General features: G+C 60.8%; 20 protein-coding genes. 8 read left to right on the plus strand and 12 right to left on the minus strand.

The genetic code is table 11. The features are described 5' to 3' along the window. The first annotated feature begins 252 nt into the window (after positions 1-252). The gene (locus tag AC1D1J_RS09890; RefSeq protein ID WP_477686100.1) at positions 253-2,664 is read left to right on the plus strand and encodes a penicillin-binding protein 1A; all 2,412 of its coding nucleotides are present in this window, start codon (positions 253-255) and stop codon (positions 2,662-2,664) included. Between the two features lie 81 nt (positions 2,665-2,745). On the opposite strand, the gene cyaY is transcribed toward AC1D1J_RS09890, so the two are convergent. Continuing rightward, positions 2,746-3,096, minus strand: coding sequence for an iron donor protein CyaY (gene cyaY, locus AC1D1J_RS09895; protein WP_477686101.1), 351 nt, complete (start codon positions 3,094-3,096; stop codon positions 2,746-2,748). 12 nt (positions 3,097-3,108) lie between these two features. On the opposite strand from cyaY, the gene lptM reads away from it, so the two are divergent. Both lptM and lysA read left to right on the plus strand, forming a co-directional pair. Further along, entirely contained in the window at positions 3,109-3,318 is a 210-nt protein-coding gene (gene lptM / locus AC1D1J_RS09900) for an LPS translocon maturation chaperone LptM (RefSeq protein ID WP_477686102.1), read from the plus strand. A 162-nt stretch (positions 3,319-3,480) separates the two neighbouring features. Next, on the plus strand, positions 3,481-4,764 hold the full coding sequence (lysA, locus tag AC1D1J_RS09905; protein ID WP_477694575.1) for a diaminopimelate decarboxylase: 1,284 nt from the start codon (positions 3,481-3,483) through the stop codon (positions 4,762-4,764). A gap of 59 nt (positions 4,765-4,823) precedes the next feature. Here lysA and AC1D1J_RS09910 read toward each other — a convergent pair whose 3' ends face one another. The 4 genes from AC1D1J_RS09910 to AC1D1J_RS09925 all read right to left on the minus strand — a co-directional run bounded on the left by AC1D1J_RS09910 (position 4,824) and on the right by AC1D1J_RS09925 (position 10,356). After that, positions 4,824-5,471 (minus strand): protein-methionine-sulfoxide reductase heme-binding subunit MsrQ, encoded by a 648-nt coding sequence (locus AC1D1J_RS09910; protein ID WP_477694576.1) that lies wholly within the window; start codon positions 5,469-5,471, stop codon positions 4,824-4,826. Between the two features lie 160 nt (positions 5,472-5,631). Further along, positions 5,632-6,630, minus strand: a complete 999-nt coding sequence (msrP, locus tag AC1D1J_RS09915) for a protein-methionine-sulfoxide reductase catalytic subunit MsrP (protein WP_457279741.1) — start codon at positions 6,628-6,630, stop codon at positions 5,632-5,634. A gap of 109 nt (positions 6,631-6,739) precedes the next feature. Then, positions 6,740-8,140 (minus strand): c-type cytochrome biogenesis protein CcsB, encoded by a 1,401-nt coding sequence (ccsB, locus tag AC1D1J_RS09920; RefSeq protein ID WP_457279742.1) that lies wholly within the window; start codon positions 8,138-8,140, stop codon positions 6,740-6,742. Next, positions 8,137-10,356, minus strand: coding sequence for a cytochrome c biogenesis protein ResB (locus AC1D1J_RS09925; protein WP_477694577.1), 2,220 nt, complete (start codon positions 10,354-10,356; stop codon positions 8,137-8,139). Before AC1D1J_RS09925 ends, ccsB begins: the two co-directional genes overlap by 4 nt. Between AC1D1J_RS09925 and AC1D1J_RS09930 the strand changes: the two genes are divergently transcribed. Beyond that, complete coding sequence (locus AC1D1J_RS09930; protein WP_477669895.1) at positions 10,355-10,558, plus strand: hypothetical protein; 204 nt, start codon at positions 10,355-10,357, stop codon at positions 10,556-10,558. The genes AC1D1J_RS09925 and AC1D1J_RS09930 overlap by 2 nt on opposite strands. Here AC1D1J_RS09930 and AC1D1J_RS09935 read toward each other — a convergent pair. Further along, a complete protein-coding gene (locus tag AC1D1J_RS09935) occupies positions 10,555-11,226 on the minus strand; it encodes a c-type cytochrome (RefSeq protein ID WP_477694578.1) in 672 nt (223 codons plus the stop codon). The two genes, AC1D1J_RS09930 and AC1D1J_RS09935, sit on opposite strands and share 4 nt — an antisense overlap. Before the next feature lie 209 nt (positions 11,227-11,435). On the opposite strand from AC1D1J_RS09935, the gene yihA reads away from it, so the two are divergent. After that, positions 11,436-12,164 (plus strand): ribosome biogenesis GTP-binding protein YihA/YsxC, encoded by a 729-nt coding sequence (gene yihA, locus AC1D1J_RS09940; RefSeq protein ID WP_477686107.1) that lies wholly within the window; start codon positions 11,436-11,438, stop codon positions 12,162-12,164. Positions 12,165-12,265: 101 nt separating this feature from the next. Continuing rightward, positions 12,266-13,177, plus strand: coding sequence for an alpha/beta fold hydrolase (locus tag AC1D1J_RS09945; protein WP_477694579.1), 912 nt, complete (start codon positions 12,266-12,268; stop codon positions 13,175-13,177). An 88-nt stretch (positions 13,178-13,265) separates the two neighbouring features. On the opposite strand, the gene AC1D1J_RS09950 is transcribed toward AC1D1J_RS09945, so the two are convergent. Together AC1D1J_RS09950 and AC1D1J_RS09955 are read right to left on the minus strand one after the other, a co-directional pair. After that, positions 13,266-14,162 carry a lysophospholipid acyltransferase family protein gene (locus AC1D1J_RS09950; protein ID WP_477686109.1) on the minus strand — a complete coding sequence of 299 codons (897 nt, stop codon included), beginning with the start codon at positions 14,160-14,162 and terminating at the stop codon, positions 13,266-13,268. After that, positions 14,159-15,019 (minus strand): lysophospholipid acyltransferase family protein, encoded by an 861-nt coding sequence (locus tag AC1D1J_RS09955; protein WP_477686110.1) that lies wholly within the window; start codon positions 15,017-15,019, stop codon positions 14,159-14,161. Before AC1D1J_RS09955 ends, AC1D1J_RS09950 begins: the two co-directional genes overlap by 4 nt. Before the next feature lie 176 nt (positions 15,020-15,195). Between AC1D1J_RS09955 and metK the strand changes: the two genes are divergently transcribed. After that, positions 15,196-16,377: a methionine adenosyltransferase gene (gene metK / locus AC1D1J_RS09960; protein WP_457279749.1), complete on the plus strand. Its 1,182-nt coding sequence runs from the start codon at positions 15,196-15,198 to the stop codon at positions 16,375-16,377. A gap of 248 nt (positions 16,378-16,625) precedes the next feature. On the opposite strand, the gene AC1D1J_RS09965 is transcribed toward metK, so the two are convergent. The 4 genes from AC1D1J_RS09965 to AC1D1J_RS09980 form a co-directional block, all read right to left on the minus strand. Continuing rightward, on the minus strand, positions 16,626-16,829 hold the full coding sequence (locus AC1D1J_RS09965; protein ID WP_477673515.1) for a hypothetical protein: 204 nt from the start codon (positions 16,827-16,829) through the stop codon (positions 16,626-16,628). Between the two features lie 25 nt (positions 16,830-16,854). Next, positions 16,855-17,076 carry a hypothetical protein gene (locus tag AC1D1J_RS09970; RefSeq protein WP_477686111.1) on the minus strand — a complete coding sequence of 74 codons (222 nt, stop codon included), beginning with the start codon at positions 17,074-17,076 and terminating at the stop codon, positions 16,855-16,857. 169 nt (positions 17,077-17,245) lie between these two features. Then, the gene (locus tag AC1D1J_RS09975) at positions 17,246-18,625 is read right to left on the minus strand and encodes a hybrid sensor histidine kinase/response regulator (protein ID WP_477686112.1); all 1,380 of its coding nucleotides are present in this window, start codon (positions 18,623-18,625) and stop codon (positions 17,246-17,248) included. Positions 18,626-18,739: 114 nt separating this feature from the next. After that, positions 18,740-20,242, minus strand: a complete 1,503-nt coding sequence (locus tag AC1D1J_RS09980) for an ATPase domain-containing protein (protein WP_477694580.1) — start codon at positions 20,240-20,242, stop codon at positions 18,740-18,742. Between the two features lie 443 nt (positions 20,243-20,685). Here AC1D1J_RS09980 and AC1D1J_RS09985 point away from each other — a divergent pair, with 443 nt between their 5' ends. Beyond that, positions 20,686-20,976, plus strand: a complete 291-nt coding sequence (locus AC1D1J_RS09985) for a co-chaperone GroES (protein ID WP_007872916.1) — start codon at positions 20,686-20,688, stop codon at positions 20,974-20,976. Positions 20,977-21,049: the final 73 nt, after the last annotated feature.

The raw sequence follows: 21,049 nt of genomic DNA on the forward strand, positions 1-21,049 counted from the left end.
CGGCTAATATGTAGCCCTGCATACTTAAGAAATCACTTGAATAGTAGCAGTAAGCTCTTTGTGCAGTAAGGATTTTTCCTGTTTTGGGCGCTCGGAACGTTGTCAAAAGCAGACGGTCTTACCGAGCCATGTCCTGACAGGGTTCCCCAAAACGATGTCTGCAAACGTAAAAGTATGGGGCTTGCGCTGACACCCCGCCCGCCCGGCTTGTCAGGATTTTTATAATGGTGACGCGACTTTACGATTGTCTACATGCCCTCCACACCCACGTCTTCTGATTCAAACTCTGCCCCGGTCAAGCAAGGTCGCGCAAAGTCCCTCGTCCCCCGCTGGCTGGTCATGCTCTTTTTGTGGAGTGGCGGCCTGTTGCTGGCTGGTGTTGCCGCCGTCTTGCTGTTTGTGGCTGTAGCGCTGTCGGTTGCCTACCCCAATCTGCCGGATATCTCTGACCTGTCAGACTACCGGCCAAAGTTGCCATTGCGGGTTTACTCCGCCGATGGGGTGGTTATTGGCGAGTTCGGGGAAGAACGCCGCAGTCTCACCCCGATCAAGGACATCCCGCAGGTCATGAAGGACGCGGTGCTGGCCATTGAAGATGCCCGCTTTTTCTCGCATGGCGGCGTGGATTACCTGGGCGTGATCCGGGCCGGCTTTGCCAATGTGGGTCGAGCCAAGAGCCAGGGCGCCTCCACTATCACCATGCAGGTGGCCCGCAATGTCTATCTGTCAGCCGAGAAAAGCTATACCCGCAAGATCTATGAAATCCTGCTGACCTTCAAGCTGGAGCACCTGCTGACCAAGGACCAGATCCTTGAGATCTATATGAATCAGATTTTTCTGGGGAACCGGGCTTATGGCTTTGCCGCGGCCTCAGAGGCCTATTTCGGCAAGCCCCTGAAGAACATCTCCATCTCCGAGGCAGCCATGCTGGCGGGCCTGCCCAAGGCGCCTTCGGCCTACAACCCCATCATCAATCCCAAGCGAGCCCGGGCCCGCCAGCTCTACATCATCGAGCGCATGGAAGAAAACGGCTTCATTACCGCCGAACAGGCCAAGGCCGCCAAGGAAGAAGAGCTCAAGGTCAGGACCGGGCCAGACGCGGGCCGGGTACACGCGGAATATGTCGCTGAAACCGTGCGCCAGCTGGTTTACAACCAGTACGGGGACGAAACCTACACCCGCGGCCTGAATGTCTATACCACCCTGCGTGCCACCGACCAGATGGTCGCCTACAAAGCCTTGCGCAAGGGCATCATGGACTATGAGCGCCGGCAAATTTACCGGGGCCCCGAGAAGTTCATCGATCTGCCGGCCAATGCGCAGGAAACAGAAGATGCGATTGACGACGCACTGACCGACAACCCCGACAACGGAGATGTGATGTCGGCGATCGTGCTGGAAGCCAATCCCAAACGGATTCTGGCCATGCGCCAAAACAGCGAAACGGTTGAAATTACCGGCGACGGCCTGAAACCCGCTCAATCCGGGCTGGCTGACAAGGCGGGGCCCAACATCAAGATTCGCCGCGGCGCCCTGATCCGCGTGGCGAAAACACAAAAAAACACCTGGGAAATCACCCAGTTGCCTGAAGTGGAAGGCGCTTTTGTGGCCCTTGATCCGCGCGACGGTTCCATCCGGGCACTGGTGGGCGGGTTTGATTTCGAAAAAAACAAGTTCAACCATGTGACCCAGGCCTGGCGCCAGCCGGGTTCCAGCTTCAAGCCTTTTATATACTCCGCCGCCCTCGAGAAGGGCTTTACCCCAGCGACCGTGGTGAATGACGCCCCGCTGTTTTTCGACGCCGGCGTCACTGGGGGCCAGCCTTGGGAGCCCAAAAACTACGACGGCACTTTCGACGGCCCCATGAGTCTGCGGACCGGCCTGAAGAAATCCAAGAACATGATTTCCATCCGCATACTGCAGGCTATCGGTGCCCCGTATGCGCAGGATTGGATCACCCACTTCGGCTTTGAGGCCGAAAAACATCCCGCCTACCTGACGATGGCGCTGGGCGCCGGATCGGTCACCCCGATACAAATGGCCACCGCTTATTCGGTATTTGCCAACGGCGGTTACCGCGTCAATCCCTACCTGGTCACCAAAATCACCGACCAACGCGGCAAAGTCCTGCTGGAAAGCAAGCCCCCCGTGCTGGACGAATCGGCCCGGGCCATCGATGCGCGCAATGCGTTCATCATGGACAGCCTGCTGCAGGAAGTCGCACGCTCGGGTACCGCGGCCAAAGCGCAAGCCACGCTCAAGCGCCCCGACCTTTTCGGCAAGACCGGTACCACCAATGACTCGATCGACACCTGGTTCGTGGGTTTCCAGCCTACTCTGACGGCGGCGGTGTGGATGGGTTACGACACGCCGAAAAAACTCGGCGACCGTGAAACCGGCGGCGGCCTGAGCCTGCCGATCTGGATCAACTTCATGGAATACGCCCTCAAGGGCGTGCCGGTGACCGAATACCCGCCGCCCGAAGGTGTCGTCAACGTTGGCGGAGAGTGGTATTACAGCGAATATGCCAAAGGCTCCGGGGTCAGCACGGTCGGTATACAACAGGACCCGGCAGCAGCGGCCACGCCGGCAGCGCCAGGCGCGATCCAGGTGCTACCGCCTTCGGACGAGAAAAAGCGCATTCTGGATCTGTTCAAAAACTGAGATGAAACGCATCAAAAAAGGGCTCCACGGAGCCCTTTTTTGTTTCAACGCCAAGCACGGCACACCTGCAAGCTCCTGCTGCTACGCCTTATTTGCTTCCGCCGAAGCCGCGAACACCAATGTCTGGCCGGCCTGCTCGCTGGCATAGCGAGACAAATTGGCAAAAAACTCGCTCGAGTCCTTGGTGTCAGCCCAGTGCCCGTCCCTGAATTTGTAGTGGAATCCGCCGGCCTTGGCCGCCATCCATATTTCCTGCAAGGGTTTCTGGAGGTTGATGATGATCTGGCTGCGGTTGGAGAAAGTCAGTGTGACCATGCCGCCAGTGCGCTGGTTATCGATATCCGCGTCGGTCTCATCATTGATCCGGTCACAGGCGGTTTCAACGGCCCTGAGCGCGCTCTCGGCCAGATCCTGGTATTCAAGGTCCGTCATTACAATCCCATCATGGTTTCTTCAGCTCAAATTTTAGGCCGCATCCGCCCTTCGGCCTCCCGCTATGGCCTTGCTGCAATTGTGGTCGGCGCGGCCTTGCTGGCCGGTTGCGGACAAAAAGGCGCACTTTACCTGCCAGTTCCCCCGAAGGTGCCGGCCACGGCCACCACAGCGCCGCCGGCTGCCGCGCCTGCAACACCGCCGGCGTCAGCCGCTCGCTGACCTGCAACCTGGCCGATTCATTGAAGATTCAGGCCATCCGGTGGCTGGGCCTTCAATCTAAAGGCGCCCGACCGTTCATGCCGTCAATCGATCATGGCGCGCAAGCCCTGCGCTCCTTAAGATAGTTGCCAATAACTCCAACCGCTTCAAAGCCCATTCTTCATGACCCGCCAACCTCTCCCCGGCCACCCCCATTTCGCTTACCGCGATACCGAGCTGTTTGTTGAAAATATCCGGCTTCGCGATCTGGCCGCGGCACACGGCACGCCGCTGTTTGTGTATTCCAAGGCGGCCATGCTTTCGGCGCTGGCGGCTTACCAGCGTGGCTTTGCAGGGCGCAACGCGCAAATTTGCTATGCCATGAAGGCCAACTCCTCCCTCGGCATCCTGCAGGCGTTTGCCCGGGCGGGTTGCGGCTTCGACATCGTTTCGGGCGGAGAACTCAACCGCGTACTGGCCGCCGGCGGCGAAGCGCGGAAGATTATTTTTTCGGGTGTGGGCAAAACCCGCGGCGAAATGCGCCAGGCCCTGAGCGCCGGCATCGGCTGCTTCAATGTCGAAAGCGAAGCCGAGCTGGATGTGCTGTCCGGGGTAGCCTTGGCCATGGACATGCGTGCGCCCGTCAGCATTCGCGTCAACCCCGATGTGGACCCCAAGACGCACCCCTACATTTCCACGGGCCTTAAAGACAACAAGTTCGGCGTGGCACACGAAGACGCATTGCGTATTTACCGGCATGCGGCTTCGCTCAAAGGTTTGCAGGTCGTGGGCATCGATTGCCACATCGGCTCGCAGATCACCGACACCACGCCGTACCTTGACGCCATGGACCGGGTGCTCGACCTGGTGGCGGCCATTGAAACCGCGGGCATCCCGCTCGAACATATCGATTTCGGAGGTGGCCTGGGCATCAACTACAACAACGACACCCCGCCCGAAGCCGACGCGCTCTGGCAGCAGCTGCTCACGAAGATCGACGCACGCGGCTATGGCAGCAAAAAACTGATGATCGAGCCGGGCCGTTCGCTGGTCGGCAATGCAGGGGTTTGCCTGACGGAAGTGCTCTACGTCAAGCCGGGCGAACACAAGAACTTCTGCATCGTCGATGCGGCGATGAACGACCTGCCGCGCCCCGCGATGTACCAGGCTTTCCACGCCATCGTGCCCGTGTTGGCCGAAGGCAAAACTGCCGAAGCGACGTATGACGTCGTGGGCCCCGTCTGCGAAAGCGGTGACTGGATAGGCCGCGACCGCGTGCTGTCTGTCACGGCGGGTGACCAGTTGGCCGTGATGTCGGCAGGTGCGTATTGCATGAGCATGGCCAGCAACTACAACACACGTGGCCGGGCCGCCGAACTTCTGGTTGACGGTGGCGAAGTGCACCTCATACGCCGCCGGGAAACCGCCGAAGACCAGATGCGGCAGGAACAGCTGGTAGCGGGTTGAGACTGGAGCCGGGCTCACCGGTCACAAGCCGGCCTCGTGAAGCGCGCATATTGCTATTATTATGATAGCTGGTTGCGCACGTCGTATATGGGTTTCAGCCTCTTTTTCCTCAAGAACTGCTGCGCACGCCAGCCGAGCAGTACGGCGATGATCACAGCGTAAACGAACACTTCGGCAAAATTGTTCTTGCCGGCGCGCATCCAGAAAAAATGCAGCAGCCCCAGCCCGGCGATCAGGTAAACCAGCTTGTGCAGCCACTGCCAGCGTTTGGCACCCATGGCTTTGATGGCCGCGTTGAAGGACGTCGCCGCCAGGGGCGTCAGCAACACAAAGGCCGAGAACCCGACCAGGATGAACGGCCGCTTGGCGATGTCTTTGGCAATATCGGCAAAGTCAAAGCCCATGTCAAACCAGCTGTAACTCAACAGGTGGACGACTACATAAAAATACGCGAACAGCCCCAGCATGCGCCGAAAGCGCGCAAGTGCAGGCGTGCTGGTGATGACCCGAAGCGGCGTGACCGTCAGGACGATGCAGATAAAGCGCAACGTCCAGTCGCCGGTGGCGCGTATCAACGCCTCGGCCGGGTTGGCGCCCAGCTGGTTGGTGAAGGCGCCGTAGAACAGCCAGGCAAAGGGCAGCAGGCAGACGAGGAACAGCACCGGTTTGGCGGCAGGGTGCAGCAACCATTTTTGCGCCGTCGACATCACAGCAATCCACCGCCGGGTCGACCTACATCGAAACACAGCGCAGCGTGCGTCCCAACCCAGCAGGGGCCGCGGAACCGGCTTTGCCGGGCCGCAGGCGCAGCGGCCCCCTCGGGGGGCAGCGCAGTACGCGAAGCGACAAGCGTGGGGGCCATATCTTTTAGAAGTTCTTCTTGAGGTCCATGCCAGCGTAAAGCTGGCCAACCTGCGCTTCGTAACCATTGAACATCAGCGTCTTGCGCTTCTTGGCAAAGAGGCCGTCTTCACCGATACGGCGTTCGGTGGCCTGGCTCCAGCGCGGGTGGTCGACGTCCGGGTTCACGTTGGAATAAAAACCGTATTCCTGCGCAGCGGCCTTGTTCCAGGCGGTGCGTGGCTCCTTGTCGGTAAAGCGGATCTTGACGATGCTCTTGCCGCTCTTGAAGCCGTACTTCCAGGGCAGCACCATGCGCACCGGTGCGCCGTTCTGGTTGGGGAGCACTTCGCCATACATGCCGAAAGCCAGCAGCGCCAGCGGGTGCATGGCTTCGTCCATGCGCAGGGCTTCCACATACGGCCAGTCGAGCACGCGGGAGCCTACAAACGGCATGGTCTTGGGATCGGCCAGGGTGACGAATTCAACGTATTTGGCGTTGCCGAGCGGCTCGACCTTCTTGATGAGTTCCGACAGCGAATACCCCACCCACGGGATCACCATGGACCAGCCCTCGACACAACGCAGGCGGTAAATACGCTCTTCCTGCGGCGCCAGCTTGATCAGGTCTTCGAGCGTGAAAGTCTTGGGCTGTTTGACCAGGCCTTCGACAGCCACCGACCAGGGCTTGGTCACCAGGGTGTGGGCGTTCTTGGCGGGGTCGGCCTTGTCGGTGCCGAACTCATAGTAATTGTTGTAGGTAGAGGCGTCTTTGTAGTCGGTGATCTTTTCCATGGTCACCGCACCGGCCACCGCCGATTTGCCACCGGCCAGCGCCGCCAGCTTGCCGGGTTTTTGTACCGTTTGCGCCATCGCCTGGCGCCCGGCCCATCCGGCCATGGCAGCACCTGCGGCGCCAGTGGCCATCAGTTTGATGAGGTCGCGCCGGCCATGATAAATGCCCTGCGGCGTGATCTCGCTGGGAACGGGGTGGTCGAAGCCGCTGGCGTGGGTCCTGATGAGCATGTGAGGTCCTTGAAATCCGTTTAAGGGTTAGTCTGAATACGCAGCAACTTCTTACAGGGATTCAACCCGGCCGGCGAATTAACCCGACCTTACAAGGACTTGCTGCCGGCTACAAGGTTCCGTAGCTGTGCAGGCCAGAGAGGAACATGTTGACGCCCAGGAAGGCAAAGGAAGTCACGACCAGCCCCACCAGCGCCCACCAGGCAGCGACCGTGCCGCGCAGCCCTTTCATCAGCCGCATGTGCAGCCAGGCGGCGTAGTTGAGCCAGACAATCAATGCCCAGGTTTCTTTGGGGTCCCAGCTCCAGTAGCCGCCCCAGGCCTCGGCGGCCCACAAGGCACCCAGCACCGTGGCGATGGTGAAGAAGGCAAAGCCTACAGCGATGGCCTTGTACATCAGGTCGTCCATAACGACGGCATCCGGTGTGTGCGCATTAATCGCCTTGCGCGCCCAAATGACGGCCACAAAGAAGATGACGGTGGGAACGACCATGCGCAGAGCCTTACCCATGGCGGGAGCCATTTCAGCCGATCCGAAAAACATCACGGCCGTCAAAGGCAAGACAACAAGGACGGTCGGCAAGGCAACCAGGCCAATCCACAGAGATTTGCTGGTCGCGGTTTTCAGCAACATGGTCAGCGCAACCATCGCGGAGAGTGCGAAAGTCCCGTAGCCGATAAAGTTGGCCGGCACATGCAATTTCATCCACCAGCTTTTGAGCGCAGGCACTAGCGGCTGGATCTCATGCGCTTCCCGCACAACGGTGTACCAAAGCAGAAAACCGACGGCTGCGCTGACCACCAACATGACAAACGCCCCTAAAGTGCGCGTGTTGTACTGCGCTTCGAAATAGAGATAAAAGGTGGTGGTCAGCCAGCAGAAAAGCACGAACACTTCATACAGGTTGCTGACCGGAATGTGTCCCACATCTGCGCCTATCAGGTAACTTTCGTACCAGCGCACCAGCGTACCGATCAACGCCATGCTGACGGCGGCCCAGGCAATTTTTGAACCTACCGACTCGAGCACGGCGCTATGGCTGCTATGGCCCTGCGCATTGGTCGCGCCGCTTGCGAACATGCCCAGCCAATAAAAAATCGTGCTCATGAAGAACAGCACGCTCATCCACAAAATGGCCGACTGGCTGGAGAGGAAATACTTGAGCCAGAACACCTGTTCGGCGCGCGCCAGATCTCCCTGGTAGGACGCGATGCCCAGCAGCGCGAAGGCGCTGACCACCATCATCAGCACCCGCAACGGCCGCCAGAACCAGCCCATGGCGATAGCCGCCGGAATGGCCGCGAACAGGATGCCTTTTTCATAGACATCCATGAAATCACTGTAGCGGGCGAAGGCATACAGCAAGCCGCCGGTGACCAGCGCAGCAAACACCCAGTCCAATACATTGCGCCGGGCGAAATAGCCCTCGTTCAGGCTCAGCGTGCTGTCGCCGCCGGCCTTCAGCGTGGTGGTGTTCACTGCGGTGTGGTTGATCGTGGAGGTATTCATAAAGGCGCCTGCAACAGTTTCGTTTTCAACATCTCAAACTCCTTGTCACCGTCCATGGTCTTGCGGTTGGTCGACAAGGCCATGGTGGCCTGACTGTGGCCTTCGGCCGATTCTGGCATTGAACCCGCAACATTGCCATCTTCTGCCGGACCGCCCCCTGCGCCGCGCGGTGCCAGCCAGACCCAGACGCGGCGTTCGCGCACATAAAGCATGGCGAACACGCCCAGGATCAGGAAGGCGCAACCCAGGTAGACGATGGTCTTGCCCGGTGCACGCGCCACCTGGAACACACTGGCCTGGACCTGGGTGAAGTCTTTCAGCTCAAACGCCATGGGCGCGGGATAGAAATTGGCGTCCGACAGGCTCAGCACCATTTGCGACATAAAGGCCCGCGTCTTTTCATCCTGGCCCAGCGGCTTGAGCCCGGCCTGCTCGCGGGTCATCTGCGTCAGCTCAAACAACGCGCCGTTGAGGATACGGATCAGCACCTCGCCGGCGCGGTTGCGCTCGGCCTCGGGCACGTTGGCCTCCATGAAATCAGAGATGGCCTGCAGGCCTGCAGCGGTTTTGGGCTTGCCCGTCGAGCCTTGCGCTGCGCCCGCTGCGTCTGCAACGTCACCGGCAAAAAGGGCCAGTGCCCGCGACGTCGACGCAGCAAGCTGCTGCGTCAGCTCCGGCCGCTCCCGGCCAATGGCCTGGCTTGCGTAGCGCCTGACCGCCAGCTCACGCTGCGCCGGATTGGCGAGCGCCGCGCGCAGCCGCAAAAAGGTCTCCATGCCGCCTTCGGCATCCACCGGGATCCGGAGGTACTGGAAAGGCGCGGACGGTGTTTCGCGCACGCCCATCAGGTAGACCGCCGGGCTGTCTTCCGCCGGATCCGTCTTGACCGGCAGCATGTAGTTGTGAAATTCACGGGCCTGCCCGGATGCATCGCGCAGCTTGTAGCTCACGCTGGGGCCTACGTTGCGCAGCTCTTTTTGCGTCACGGTCTTGTTCGCCGCGCCAAGCCGTGTGTCAATCGCCTGGTGCAGGTCGACCTTGCGCACGTCAGCGCCGGAACCCATGCTCCCGCCCGACGCGAAATTTTCCACGTTGATGACCCGCAGCGCGGTGTATTCCAGCGTCAGCTTTTCGGCGCCATCGCCCTGCCCGTTGGTCAGGCCGCTTGAGCCGCCAATCGTGCCCTGAATTTCAAACGGCTTGCTCGCCGCAGCCATCGGAATGGCCTTGAGCGTCACGCTGGAGCCGCCGTCGTCGAAGCTCGACTGGTAAATCTCGATCCCGCGGTGGTTGGCCGGGTGATTGACCTCCACCCGCGCCGGGATCTTTTCGCCGGTTTCCTTGTCGTGGATGATGATGTCGCTGGCAAAGAGCTTGGGCATGCCGGTCGAGTAATACTCAACGATGAACTTCTTGAGCTCAATGGAAAACGGCAGTTCCTGCAGCAATACGCCGCCCGGCTGGTTCAGGATGGCGGTGCTGGACTGAGTGCCTTCGGCCACCAGCAGGTTGGCGCGAAACGTCGGGTTTTTGTCGCTGAGCCGGTGCTGGGCCGGCACATCGGCAATCAGGCCGCCGCCGGCATAAATCGACTTGCCGTTCAGCCACATCTGCGCGCGCACGATCATGTCGCCGTCGAGCAGGCCGCCCACGCAGACCAGCACGATGGCGCTGTGCGCTGCGATGTAGCCCAGTTTGTTGGCCGCGCCTTTTTTGGCCGCCACCATCCAGCCGTTGCCGGCGCGCTGCTGCAGTTTCACCTTCCAGCCGCTTTGCACCAGCGTCTGGCCAATGCGGCGCGCAGCCGTTTCGGGTGACTCTGCCAATGCAGCCTCGGCACGGTGGCCAAAGGCCTTGAGGCTTTGCTCCCGGACGTTTTCCTTGAGCTGGTTCAGGTCCGCGAAGATCTTGGGGGCGTTGCGCGCAATGCACAAAGAAGTAGAGACCACCAGAAAAGCCAGGATCAACAGGAACCACCAGGCGCTATACACGGTGTTGAGGCTGAGCAGGCTGAACACCTGCGCCCAGAACGGGCCGAACTGGTTCACGTAGTTGCCCAGCGGCTCTGCCTGCTTGAGCACCGTGCCGATGATCGATGCAATGCAGATCACCGTCAGCAGCGAAATGGAAAACCGCATTGACGACAGCAGTTCCACCGCCGCCCGCCAGCTGCGGGAGCCCCAATTGACCTTCATACCCTCGGTGGAAACTGTCATGCTTGAAATGGAACCTGCGGTTGGCTCAGGAAAGCCTGCGAACCAGAAAAAGAAGGGAAAAAGAAAAAAGGCGGGCTTTCATCAGAAAGACCCGCCTTGGTGTGATTGGTTTTGGAGGCTTGGGTTCAATACTGCAGGCAGCCTGCGGGTACTTTCAGCAAAAAAACGCTCGCCTGCCAGTCCTTTGCTGTACTTTGCTTAACGCAGGCCGGCAATGTAGTCGGCCAGCGCACGGATTTCACGGTCGTTCAGCTTGGCAGCCACCTGGCTCATGGGCAGGCTGTTGCCTCGGCCGCCGTCACGGAAAGCCGTCAACTGCGTCACTGTGTAGTCAGAATGCTGGCCGCTCAGGCGGGGATATTGGGAAGGAATGCCGGCGCCAGTCGGGCTGTGGCAGCCTGCGCAGGCTGCGATCTGGCGGTCCTGCACGCCGCCGCGGTAGATACGCTCGCCGAGTGCAACCAGTTCCTTGTCTTTGGCAAAGCCGGTTTTGGCTTTCTTGGACGTCGCCCAGTAAGCGATGTTTTTCATGTCGTCTTCAGACAGTGCCGCCGCAAAGCCCTGCATGATGGGGTTCTTGCGCTTGCCGGCCTTGAATTCCTGCAGCTGCTTGACCAGGTATTCGGGGTGCTGCTGCGCCAGCTTGGGGTTGGCAGGGGTGCCGGAATTTCCGTCAGCGCCGTGGCAGCTGGCGCAAACCGCGGTGAAGCTGGCCTCGCCCTTGACCAGATCAGGCTTGGCAACCTTGGCCGGGGCTGCTGCAGGAGCCGAAGCGGCGCCGTGTGCAGGTGCGGCTTCACCGGCAGCAAAAGACGACACGGCAGGCACGGCCAGCAAGGCGGCCAGGAGAGAAGTAACGAACAGCTTCATATCGGGGGTTTTAATTGGTTGGCGCACAAAACTTATAACTTTCTGATTTTACAATGGCTTCAGGGCACCCCCGATTATTCGGGTCTTGCCGCGGCAACGGGCCAGCAGCTCCGCACCGCCTCAGCGCTTCCCGGGTTCCGTCCCCGAAGCCATTGCTCCCTCCAACGCATGCCGGTAGCGTGCAACCGATCTCCAGGGACCGCCCGATCATGACCTCACCTTCTCCATCCAAACCATCTTTAGCGGCAACCGGCGCGCCCGACCCCAAAATCGCGATGGGCTGGCTGCACACGGCCAAATTCCTGACCACAGCGCCCGAGCTCAAGCACCTGCCCCGTGTCGACGTGCCCGAAATCGCCTTTGTCGGCCGTTCCAACGCCGGTAAGTCCACCTGTATCAACACGCTGACGCAGCAACACCGGCTGGCATTTGCCTCCAAGACACCGGGCCGCACGCAAAGCATCAACCTCTTCAGCCTGGGCAAACAGGGCGTGACGGATGCCGTGCTGGCCGACCTGCCGGGCTACGGCTATGCGGCCGTGCCCAAGGAAGCCAAGTACCGCTGGCAGCAGGTGATGGGCAACTATCTGCAGACGCGCGACAACCTCAAGGCCGTGGTGCTGCTGTGCGACCCGCGCCTGGGCCTGACCGAGCTCGACGAAATCCTGCTGGACGTGATCCGGCCGCGGGTGGAAGACGGCCTGAAGTTCCTCGTGCTGCTGACCAAGTCCGACAAGCTCAACAAGACCGAAGCGGCCAAGGCGCTGTCCATTGTGCGACTGCAGGCCGGCGGCGGAGACGTCAAACTCTTTTCTTCGCTGAAGCGCCGCGGTGTCGAGGAAGTAGCCCAGCATTTGTGGGACTGGGCCCATCCGGCAGAGAAGCCGGTAAAACCCGCCAAAGCGGCACCTGAAGAGCTGCCTGAGATTAACGACTGAGCAGTTTCAGCCGCAAGGAGTGCCGGGGCCTGGATTTTTAAGGAAAAAGCGGCTTTAACCCCACAGGAGCGGGCGCAAGCAGCTATAAAAAATATAGCAACATGATCGCCACCAGCTTGTGCACATTGCCCCACGGCATCACCTTGTCTTGCCGGACTGCCGGTGAAAAAGGCCGCCCTGTCCTGATGTTCCTGCACGGCTTTCCGGAAGCAGCTTTTGTCTGGGACGGCTTGCTGGAACACTTTGCGCGGCCTGAAAACGGCGGTTTTCGGTGTGTGGCACCCAACCTGCGCGGCTTTGAACATTCCAGCGCGCCGCTGGAGGCGGCCGCCTACCGGCCCAAACACCTGGTGCAGGACATTGCAGCGCTGATTGCGCTGGAGGGTGGCCAACTAGCTTGTCTGGTGGCCCATGACTGGGGCGGCGCGGTGGCCTGGAACCTGGCCGCGGGCCACCCCGCGCTGATGAAAAAGCTGGCCATCATCAACTCGCCGCACCCCGGCACTTTTCTGCGCGAACTGCAGCATTCACCGGCACAGCAAGCCGCCAGTGCCTACATGAACTTCCTGATTCGCCCCGATGCCGAAGCCTTGCTGGCCGAAGATGACTTTCGGCGGCTCTGGGATTTTTTTACCAAGATGGGCGCAGCCGATGGGCCGCACGCCTGGCTGACCGAAGCCGTCAAGAACCAATACCGCGAAATCTGGCGCCAGGGCCTGACAGGCCCCTGCAATTACTACCGTGCTTCGCCCTTGCGCCCGCCCCGGCCCGGGCCGCCGCACAACGACCCGGCCGCCGCCGCAGTGAGCATTCCGCGCGACATGCTGCAAGTTCACCTGCCGACGCTGGTGCTCTGGGCACTGGACGATACGGCCTTGCCGCCCGCGCTGCTGGAGGGCCTGGGCGACTACGTGCCGCAGATGGATTTACGCCGCATCGAAGGCGCAACCCACTGGATCGTGCACGAGCAGCCCGCATTGGTGGCGGCCCACCTGCAGGATTTCCTGCGCTAGATTGCTATTGATTTAATAGCTGCTTGCGCTCGTCCTGCCTGGCCTGAAGGCCTGTTTCCCTAAAATTTTGGCCCCAACCCGCCAGCCATCAATACAGGGACGGCTCGCCTTCGGGCCGGGTTTTAAAGCGCTTGTGCACCCAGTAGTACTGGGCCGGCATGGTGTTGATGTAGTCCTGCAGCTGCGCATTCATGCGCGCGGTGTCGGCCACCGGGTCGTCGCTGGGGAAATCCACCCAGGCCGGCAGCACCTCCACCTTATAACCCGTCGGGGTGATCCGGGGCAACAGGGGCAGCACCTTGGCGCGGCCCAGGCGTGCAAATCGAGAGAGAGATGGGACCGTTGCGGTGGGTATGCCGTAAAAAGGCACGAACACTGAATCGTCGGGGCCGAAGTCCATGTCGGGCAACAGGTAAAGCGGCTGCCCTTCCCGAAGGGCGGCCACAATGGGTTTGACGCCATCACCCCGCCCAAAAAGCCGCAGGTTGCCAAACCGCCGCCGGCCTCGCAGTATCCAGCGGTCGACCAGTTTGTTCGACTGGTCGGTGTAAATGGTGGTCGAGGGCCGCGGCATCTGCAGCGCCACACCGGCCCATGCTGCATCCAGGCCGACGAAATGCGGCAGGAATATCACCGTGGGCTCATTGCCCTCCAATTCCTGCACAGCCCCCGTCACCTGAACGCGCCGCTGCACCCAGGCCTGGGGCGCATGCCAGAGCCACGCGCGGTCCAGCCAGGCCTGGGCAAAAAATACAAATGTCAGCACCGTGAGGCGGCGCCGCTCTGCGACCGGGTAATCGGGAAAGCACAACGCGAAATTGGTGGCCACCACGCGCCGGCGCGAGCCTACCACCGCATACAACATCCAGCCGAGCAGCACGCCCAGGCCACGCGTCCAGGAAAGCGGCAGCAGCGCCAACACGCGCATGAAAAAAATGCCGCCGCGGGTCACGATCCGGCTGGCCATCTGGCGGGGAGTCTTCAAAGGGGAGTTTCCTTGCGAGGTGTCTTGTAGCGTGCATAGCCCCACAAATACTGGCCAGGCTGGCTCAGCACAATGGCTTCGATCGCCCGGTTGATCTGTGTCACCCCATGCAGCAGGTCGGCGCGCGCGCCGGAATCTGAGGCGTCCATCCCCTGCACCGGTGGCCATATCTTGAGGAAATACCCTTTGCCGCGGGCCAGGCGCTCGCAACTGACGGGCAGCAGCACCGCACCGCTTTGCAACGCCAGCCGCGCAGCCAGTGTCATCGTGTAGGCCGGCTTGCCAAAAAAAGGCGCCCACACGCCCAGGCCTTCGGGCGGCACCTGGTCCGTCAGCAGAGCCACGGCCTGGTTGGCCTTGAGGGTTTTATGCATGAGGCGGATACCGCTCAGGGAGGCGGGCACGACAGTGAGGTTGGCCCGGTCACGCGCAAGGCGTTCCAGACGGGCCAGCCAGGCCTTGCGCGCGGGCCGGTAAATCGCGGTAATGGGCCCATACAGTTCGGCGAGCGCCTGAGGGCCCAGCTCGAAGCTGCCGCAATGCGGGCCAAAAAATATCACCCCGCGGCCTTCGGCAAAAGCCTGCTCCGCGTGCACCTGGCCTTCAACACGGACATTACCCAGGCAGGACTCCGAAGCCGGCCGCATCCACAGTTTGGGTAGTTCGGCAATAAAGCGCCCAGCCTCGGCAATCGCCGGGCGGGCGACCGCGAACGGCAGTCCGGCCTGCGCCACATGTGCCCTGAACTGGGCGCGGTAGCGCGGACTCAAGCCCCACACCAGCCAGCCCAGCATGCCGCCCAGCGCATGCAGGGCGGCCAGCGGCCAGAGGGAAAAGAAGCGAAACAACCAGGGCATGAATCAGGCGAAAGGGGTATCGAAAGGTTACGCCGGCCAAAAACCAGCCGTCATATAATGCGGGCTGTCGCCGAGTTACTGAACTACTTGCAGGGCGACATTAAACCAAACTGCTAAAGCGTTCGCCGAGGCATTCCAGCCGGCAACGCGCCGACAAACTTCATGGAGTGTACGCAATGGCGAACGATTTTCTCTTTACATCCGAATCCGTCTCTGAAGGCCATCCCGACAAGGTCGCCGACCAGATTTCCGACGCAATCCTCGACGCAATTTTCAAGCAGGACCCACGCAGCCGCGTCGCCGCCGAAACCCTGACCAACACCGGCCTCGTCGTGCTGGCCGGTGAGATCACCACCAACGCGCATGTCGACTACATCCAGGTCGCGCGCGACACCATCAAGCGCATCGGCTACGACAACACCGAATACGGCATCGATTACAAGGGCTGCGCCGTCATGGTTTGCTATGACAAGCAGTCCAACGACATCGCCCAGGGCGTAGACCATGCCAGTGACGACCACCTGAACATCGGCGCCGGCGACCAGGGCCTCATGTTCGGCTATGCCTGCGACGAAACCCCGGACCTGATGCCCGCGCCGATTTACTACGCTCACCGCCTCGTCGAGCGCCAGGCCCAGCTGCGCAAGGATGGCCGCCTGCCTTTCCTGCGCCCCGATGCCAAGAGCCAGGTGACCATGCGCTACGTGGACGGCAAGCCGCACAGCATCGACACCGTGGTGCTGTCGACCCAGCACAGCCCCGACCAGAGCGAAACCGCCCACAAGATGAAGGCCTCGTTCACCGAAGCCATCATTGAAGAGATCATCAAGCCGGTACTGCCCAAAGAGTGGCTCAAGGACACCAAGTACCTGATCAACCCGACAGGCCGCTTCGTTATCGGCGGCCCGCAGGGCGACTGCGGCCTGACCGGCCGCAAGATCATCGTCGACACCTACGGCGGCGCCTGCCCACACGGCGGCGGCGCGTTCAGCGGCAAAGACCCCAGCAAGGTGGATCGCTCAGCCGCCTACGCAGCCCGTTATGTGGCCAAAAATATTGTGGCCGCGGGCCTGGCACGCCAGTGCCAGATCCAGGTGGCGTATGCCATCGGCGTAGCCCGCCCCATGAACGTCACGGTCTACACCGAAGGCACCGGCGTGATCTCCGACGAGAAACTCTCGGCCCTCGTCAACGAACACTTTGACCTGCGCCCCAAGGGCATCATCCAGATGCTGGACCTGCTGCGCCCCATCTACGAGAAGACGGCAGCCTACGGCCACTTCGGCCGCGACGAACCGGAATTTACGTGGGAAAGAACTGATAAAGCTGCTGCGCTTCGCGCTGCAGCCGGCCTGTAAGGCCGCCGGGCGGACAGCCCGGTATCAGTTCTTCAGCGCAGGCTCACTTCGCGCAGCGAAGTTAAGGGCCGAAGGCCTGCGCCGACGCTAAACGACCGATAAAGCAGCTGCGCTTCGCGCGGCTGCAGGCCTGTAAGGCCCCGAACGAAACAAGCTTGTGCGGCTTTCAGCGCAGGCTTGCTTCGCGCTGCGAAGTTAAGGACCAAGAGGTCCCTCCCCCTCGCTAATCCAGAAGATCACCCCGCGATTCAACCGCGCGTGTAGGGGCTTTTCCCGACATGCGGGGTATTGCCCAACTCTTCGGACGGCGCGTTGTCGGCTTTGGGCTGCGCGATGGTCTTGTTGGTGCCCTCTCTGCCGTATTCCTCGGCAGATATGGCGTCAGGCTGTGCGGCTGACCCGTTCTTGCGGTCACGATCACTCTTTGGATCGATGCGTTTTTTCAGGCCCATCTTGTGTCCTTCGTGTCGCCGGACATCAGGTAACAAAGCTGCTGAAATCCGCGGCGGGAAATGCAGATGCCGACATTGATGGCATTCCCCCCCTGGAATCACGGGCAGCGTGCGATACACCAAAACCGTTGCCGGTAACGATGAACGGCCAGGCACTGCGGGATTTCCCCGTTTCCATGGCGATTTCGCGTGCAGGCCGGGTTGCCCGGATTTCCGGTTCATGCAGGGGAAAGCTGTCTAGAAACATGGCGGCGCCAATGAAGGCTTTGAGTGGCTGGGTTTTGACTGTAGGTTCACGCCTGGCCGCGATGCGTCAGCGGGATAGGAAATGCGTGTAGGACAAGCTCGAATCAGGCACCACTTCCTTTGGTTGGAGCTTTAATTCCCGGCATTCCGGCCGCTGCTTTTTACCCACATCAGGCAACGAGGCAGGACATCAGGCTTTCGTAATCCACCGGTTTGACCAGGTGATGGTTAAACCCGGCCAGACTGGCAAGGGCTTTGTCTGTTGTCTGTCCCCAACCAGTGAGTGCAATAAGGACCATGGTTTCAGTGGCCGGCTGCTGGCGGATCAAGCGTGCTGCGTCGTACCCGTTCATGCCGGGCATTCCGATGTCCATGACGATAACGTCCGGCCTGTGAGCCTTGGCGGCGGCAACGGCGGCCACACCGTCATACGCCGTTGTCACTGCAAAACCATCCATGCCAAGCAAAGCTCCCAAGGTATTGGCCGCGTCCACGTTGTCGTCCACCACCAGGATTTTTTTGGCGTTTCCGGACCGGGCGGGGCCCGCCACTTGAACAGGCGATACAGGATGCCCGCCCTCCAGAACCACCGGCAGCGCCAGGACGAACTCACTGCCATGACCAAGGCCTTCACTGCTGGCATGCAGAGTGCCGCCGTGCATCTCGGCAAACTGCCTGGCCAGGCTCAGACCGATTCCCAGACCGGTCGGCGCTTCGCCAGGCACGGGCGTCTGGGCAAACAGGTCAAAGATTTTTACCAGAGAAGACGCCTCAAGCCCGATCCCGTTGTCGGCGACACGGAAAGTCACCACAGGCCCCTCGACGTCCGCGCGCAGCACGATATGACCGCCTGGATGCGTGAACTTGGCGGCGTTGACCAGAAGGTTGGCGACGCTTTGCACCAGGCGCGCGTGATCGGCATCCAGCAGATACGGTGCGTCCGGCTCCTGCACGTCCAACCGGTGCTGCTTGCTTTCCATGGCGGTACCAGAAATCTCCACCGCATGGTTAATCACTGATTGCAGTGTGATCTGCCCCCTTTTCAGGGTGACCTTGCCGCTGGTGATGCGGGCCACGTCCAACAGGTCATCCACCAATCGCGTCAGGTGAGCCACCTGGCGGTCCACGACATTGCGCAGTTGCGTGATCTGGCCCGAGTCCGGGTAAAGATGCCTGAGGATTCCCATGGACGTACGGATCGGCGCCAGCGGATTGCGCAGCTCATGCGCGAGCGTAGCCAGGAACTCGTCCTTGCGCTTGTCGGCATCGCGCACCTGGTATTGCCTTTCGCGTGCCCGCACGGCCGAGCGGGTGGCGGTAATCAGGGCAATGGTGCGCACGGGCCGTTCCACCAGCGTCACATTGCCAAGATGCTCGACCGCCCGCTGCACATCCAGCGAATCTGCGCCGCTGCGCGTCAGCAGCAGGATGGGGATGTCCGACCAGGTGGGTTGTGAGGCCACGTAGTCAGCCAATGGCCGCATGGCGGCACCACTGACAACCTCTTCCACCAGCAAGAGGGCGCCGGCACCCAGCGGGAGTTGCGTCATAAGCTCATCGCTGTTTGCACACACAATGCTGTGGATACCCACCGACTGAAGCACCCTGGCGGTCAGCGCCGCGTCCCGCCCTGTAGGCGCACAAATGACGATTCGCCGCTCCACCTATCTTGCTCCGCGGGCAGCACCCACCTCAGGATCGTTGCCGAGGTAGACGGGCACCCCCGTCAGAATGCCGCGGAAGCCGCGCAGCGGCGCGCCGACATGGATGCCCTTGTGCGACATCGAGAATTCGCGGATGGTGCGCTCGTGCAGGCTGCCTCGCTTTTTGAACACCGATACGGCCTGCTTGACTTCGCCGTCATGCTCGAAGTAGCGCAGCATGAGTACGTTGTCGGCCAGGTAACTGGCATCCACCGTGGTGGACATCTGGCCGCCCAGCATGCCTTGCTGAACGCCTATCAGGATGGTCACCACACCGCGCTGGCCCAGGTAGGTCAGCAATTCGTGCAAATGCGTTGTCAGAAAACGCTCGTCCGGCATGGCATTGAGGTAACCGTTGATGCTGTCGATGACGATGACTTTGCAGCCCCGGTCTGCGGCCCGGCACACTACGGTCGTGAACTCCCCAGGGGACAGCTCGGCCGGGTCAATCTGCTGAATGCTCAGCACGCCGCTTTCATAGGGCTCGCGGATTTTCATGCCCAGGCCGTCTGCGCGGTTCAGCAAATTGTTTGCCGCTTCTTCAAACAGGAACATGGCGCTGGTCTGCCCGCGTTCCGCTGCGGCGGTGACGAACTGGGCCGCCAGCGACGACTTGCCGGTACCCGGGGGGCCGGCAATCAGCGTGCTGGTGCCCTCTTCCAGGCCGCCGCCCAGGAGAGTGTCGAGTTCGGGAAGGCCGCTTTTGAGCTGTGCCCGTTTTCCCATCACGCGCGACTCGGCCGCCACCAGGCGCGGGTACACGCACAGGCCCCCGTACTGGATGTCGTAGTCATGCAGGCCGCCACGAAAGGCGATGCCGCGGTACTTCACCACGCGCACCCGGCGCCGCTCGGCCCCGTAGTCCTTCACGGACTGGTCCAGCGTGATCACGCCGTGCGCAATGCTGCGCACCTGAAGGTCTATGCCGGCAGCCGTGCGGTCGTCGAGCAACATCACGGTGCAGGAACGGCTGGCGAAGAACTGCTTGAGCGCCAGCACCTGGCGGCGATAGCGTAGCGGCGTATCGGCCAGCAATTGCAATTCGGAGAGGGAATCAATCACCACCCGGGTCGGTTTTCGCTCTTCAATCACGGACAGAATCATCTGTGTGGTGGTGCCCATCTCTACCTCCGAAGGGTGGAACATGGTGTATTCCGCCTCCGGCATCAGCAGGTTTTCAGACGGCAGTACCTCATGGATGTGAATGCCCCCCATGTCCCAGCCATGGGACTCGGCAACCCCGGCCAGTTCTGCCGCCGTTTCGGCCAGTGTGATGTACACAACGGACTCACCCTGCCGGGCGCCTTCCACCAGAAATTGCAGGCCGGTGGTGGTCTTGCCGGTGCCAGGCTCACCTTCAATCAGGTAGATCCGGTCCTTGATGAGGCCGCCTCCAAGGATGTTATCCAGGCCTGGGATGCCGGTTGAAAGGAACTGAAGCTCGGTTGAGGTCTTTGTGGTCATGGTTACAGGGATGCGGTTGTGAGCCAACATGGCACGGAAAGAACAATCCGCAACACCCCGTTAAAGAACGAAGCGGCTTGTAACACCTGGATAAATAGTAGCCAGCAGCCTCCAAAATCTCCGGTTTGCAGAGCCTGAGTTGAGCGTAGGACGACACGCCGTCCCTTCGTCTCCCGTCAGCGTTTCTCCACTCGCCCCCTCCGGGACGCCGCCGGACGGCCCGGGGGTGGGAATCCAAGAATCAGTCCGGTTCACGGGTAAAGCACCAAAACAGCGGTTTTCAGTAGCACCACCTTGAAAACGGGTCTGATTGCCTCTATGATTAGCACTCGATGGTATTGAGTGCTAACAAAGCCCAGTCAATCCACCAAGTTAACAGGCACTCACTTTTACGCGGGTGCTTTTTGATTCCCAAAACCATTGTTCTCAAACAAGGAGCTCTCATGAAACTTCGTCCTTTGCACGACCGCGTGATCGTCAAACGCGTGGAAAACGAAACCAAAACCGCTTCCGGCATCGTCATTCCTGACAGCGCCGCTGAAAAGCCTGATCAGGGCGAAGTGCTGGCCGTTGGCCCAGGCAAGAAGAACGACAAGGGCGAACTGAGCCCCGTGGGTGTGAAAGTTGGCGACCGCGTGCTGTTCGGCAAATACAGCGGCCAGACCGTCAAGGTCGACGGCGACGAACTGCTCGTCATGAAAGAAGAAGACCTGTTTGCAGTGGTCGAGAAGTAATCTCTCTTCTGCTATTTATTTGATAGCTGCTGGCGCACGTTGTATATGGGCTGGCAGGCGATTTCATCCATAA

It is taken from the genome of Polaromonas sp. P1_F8, assembly GCF_056405635.1.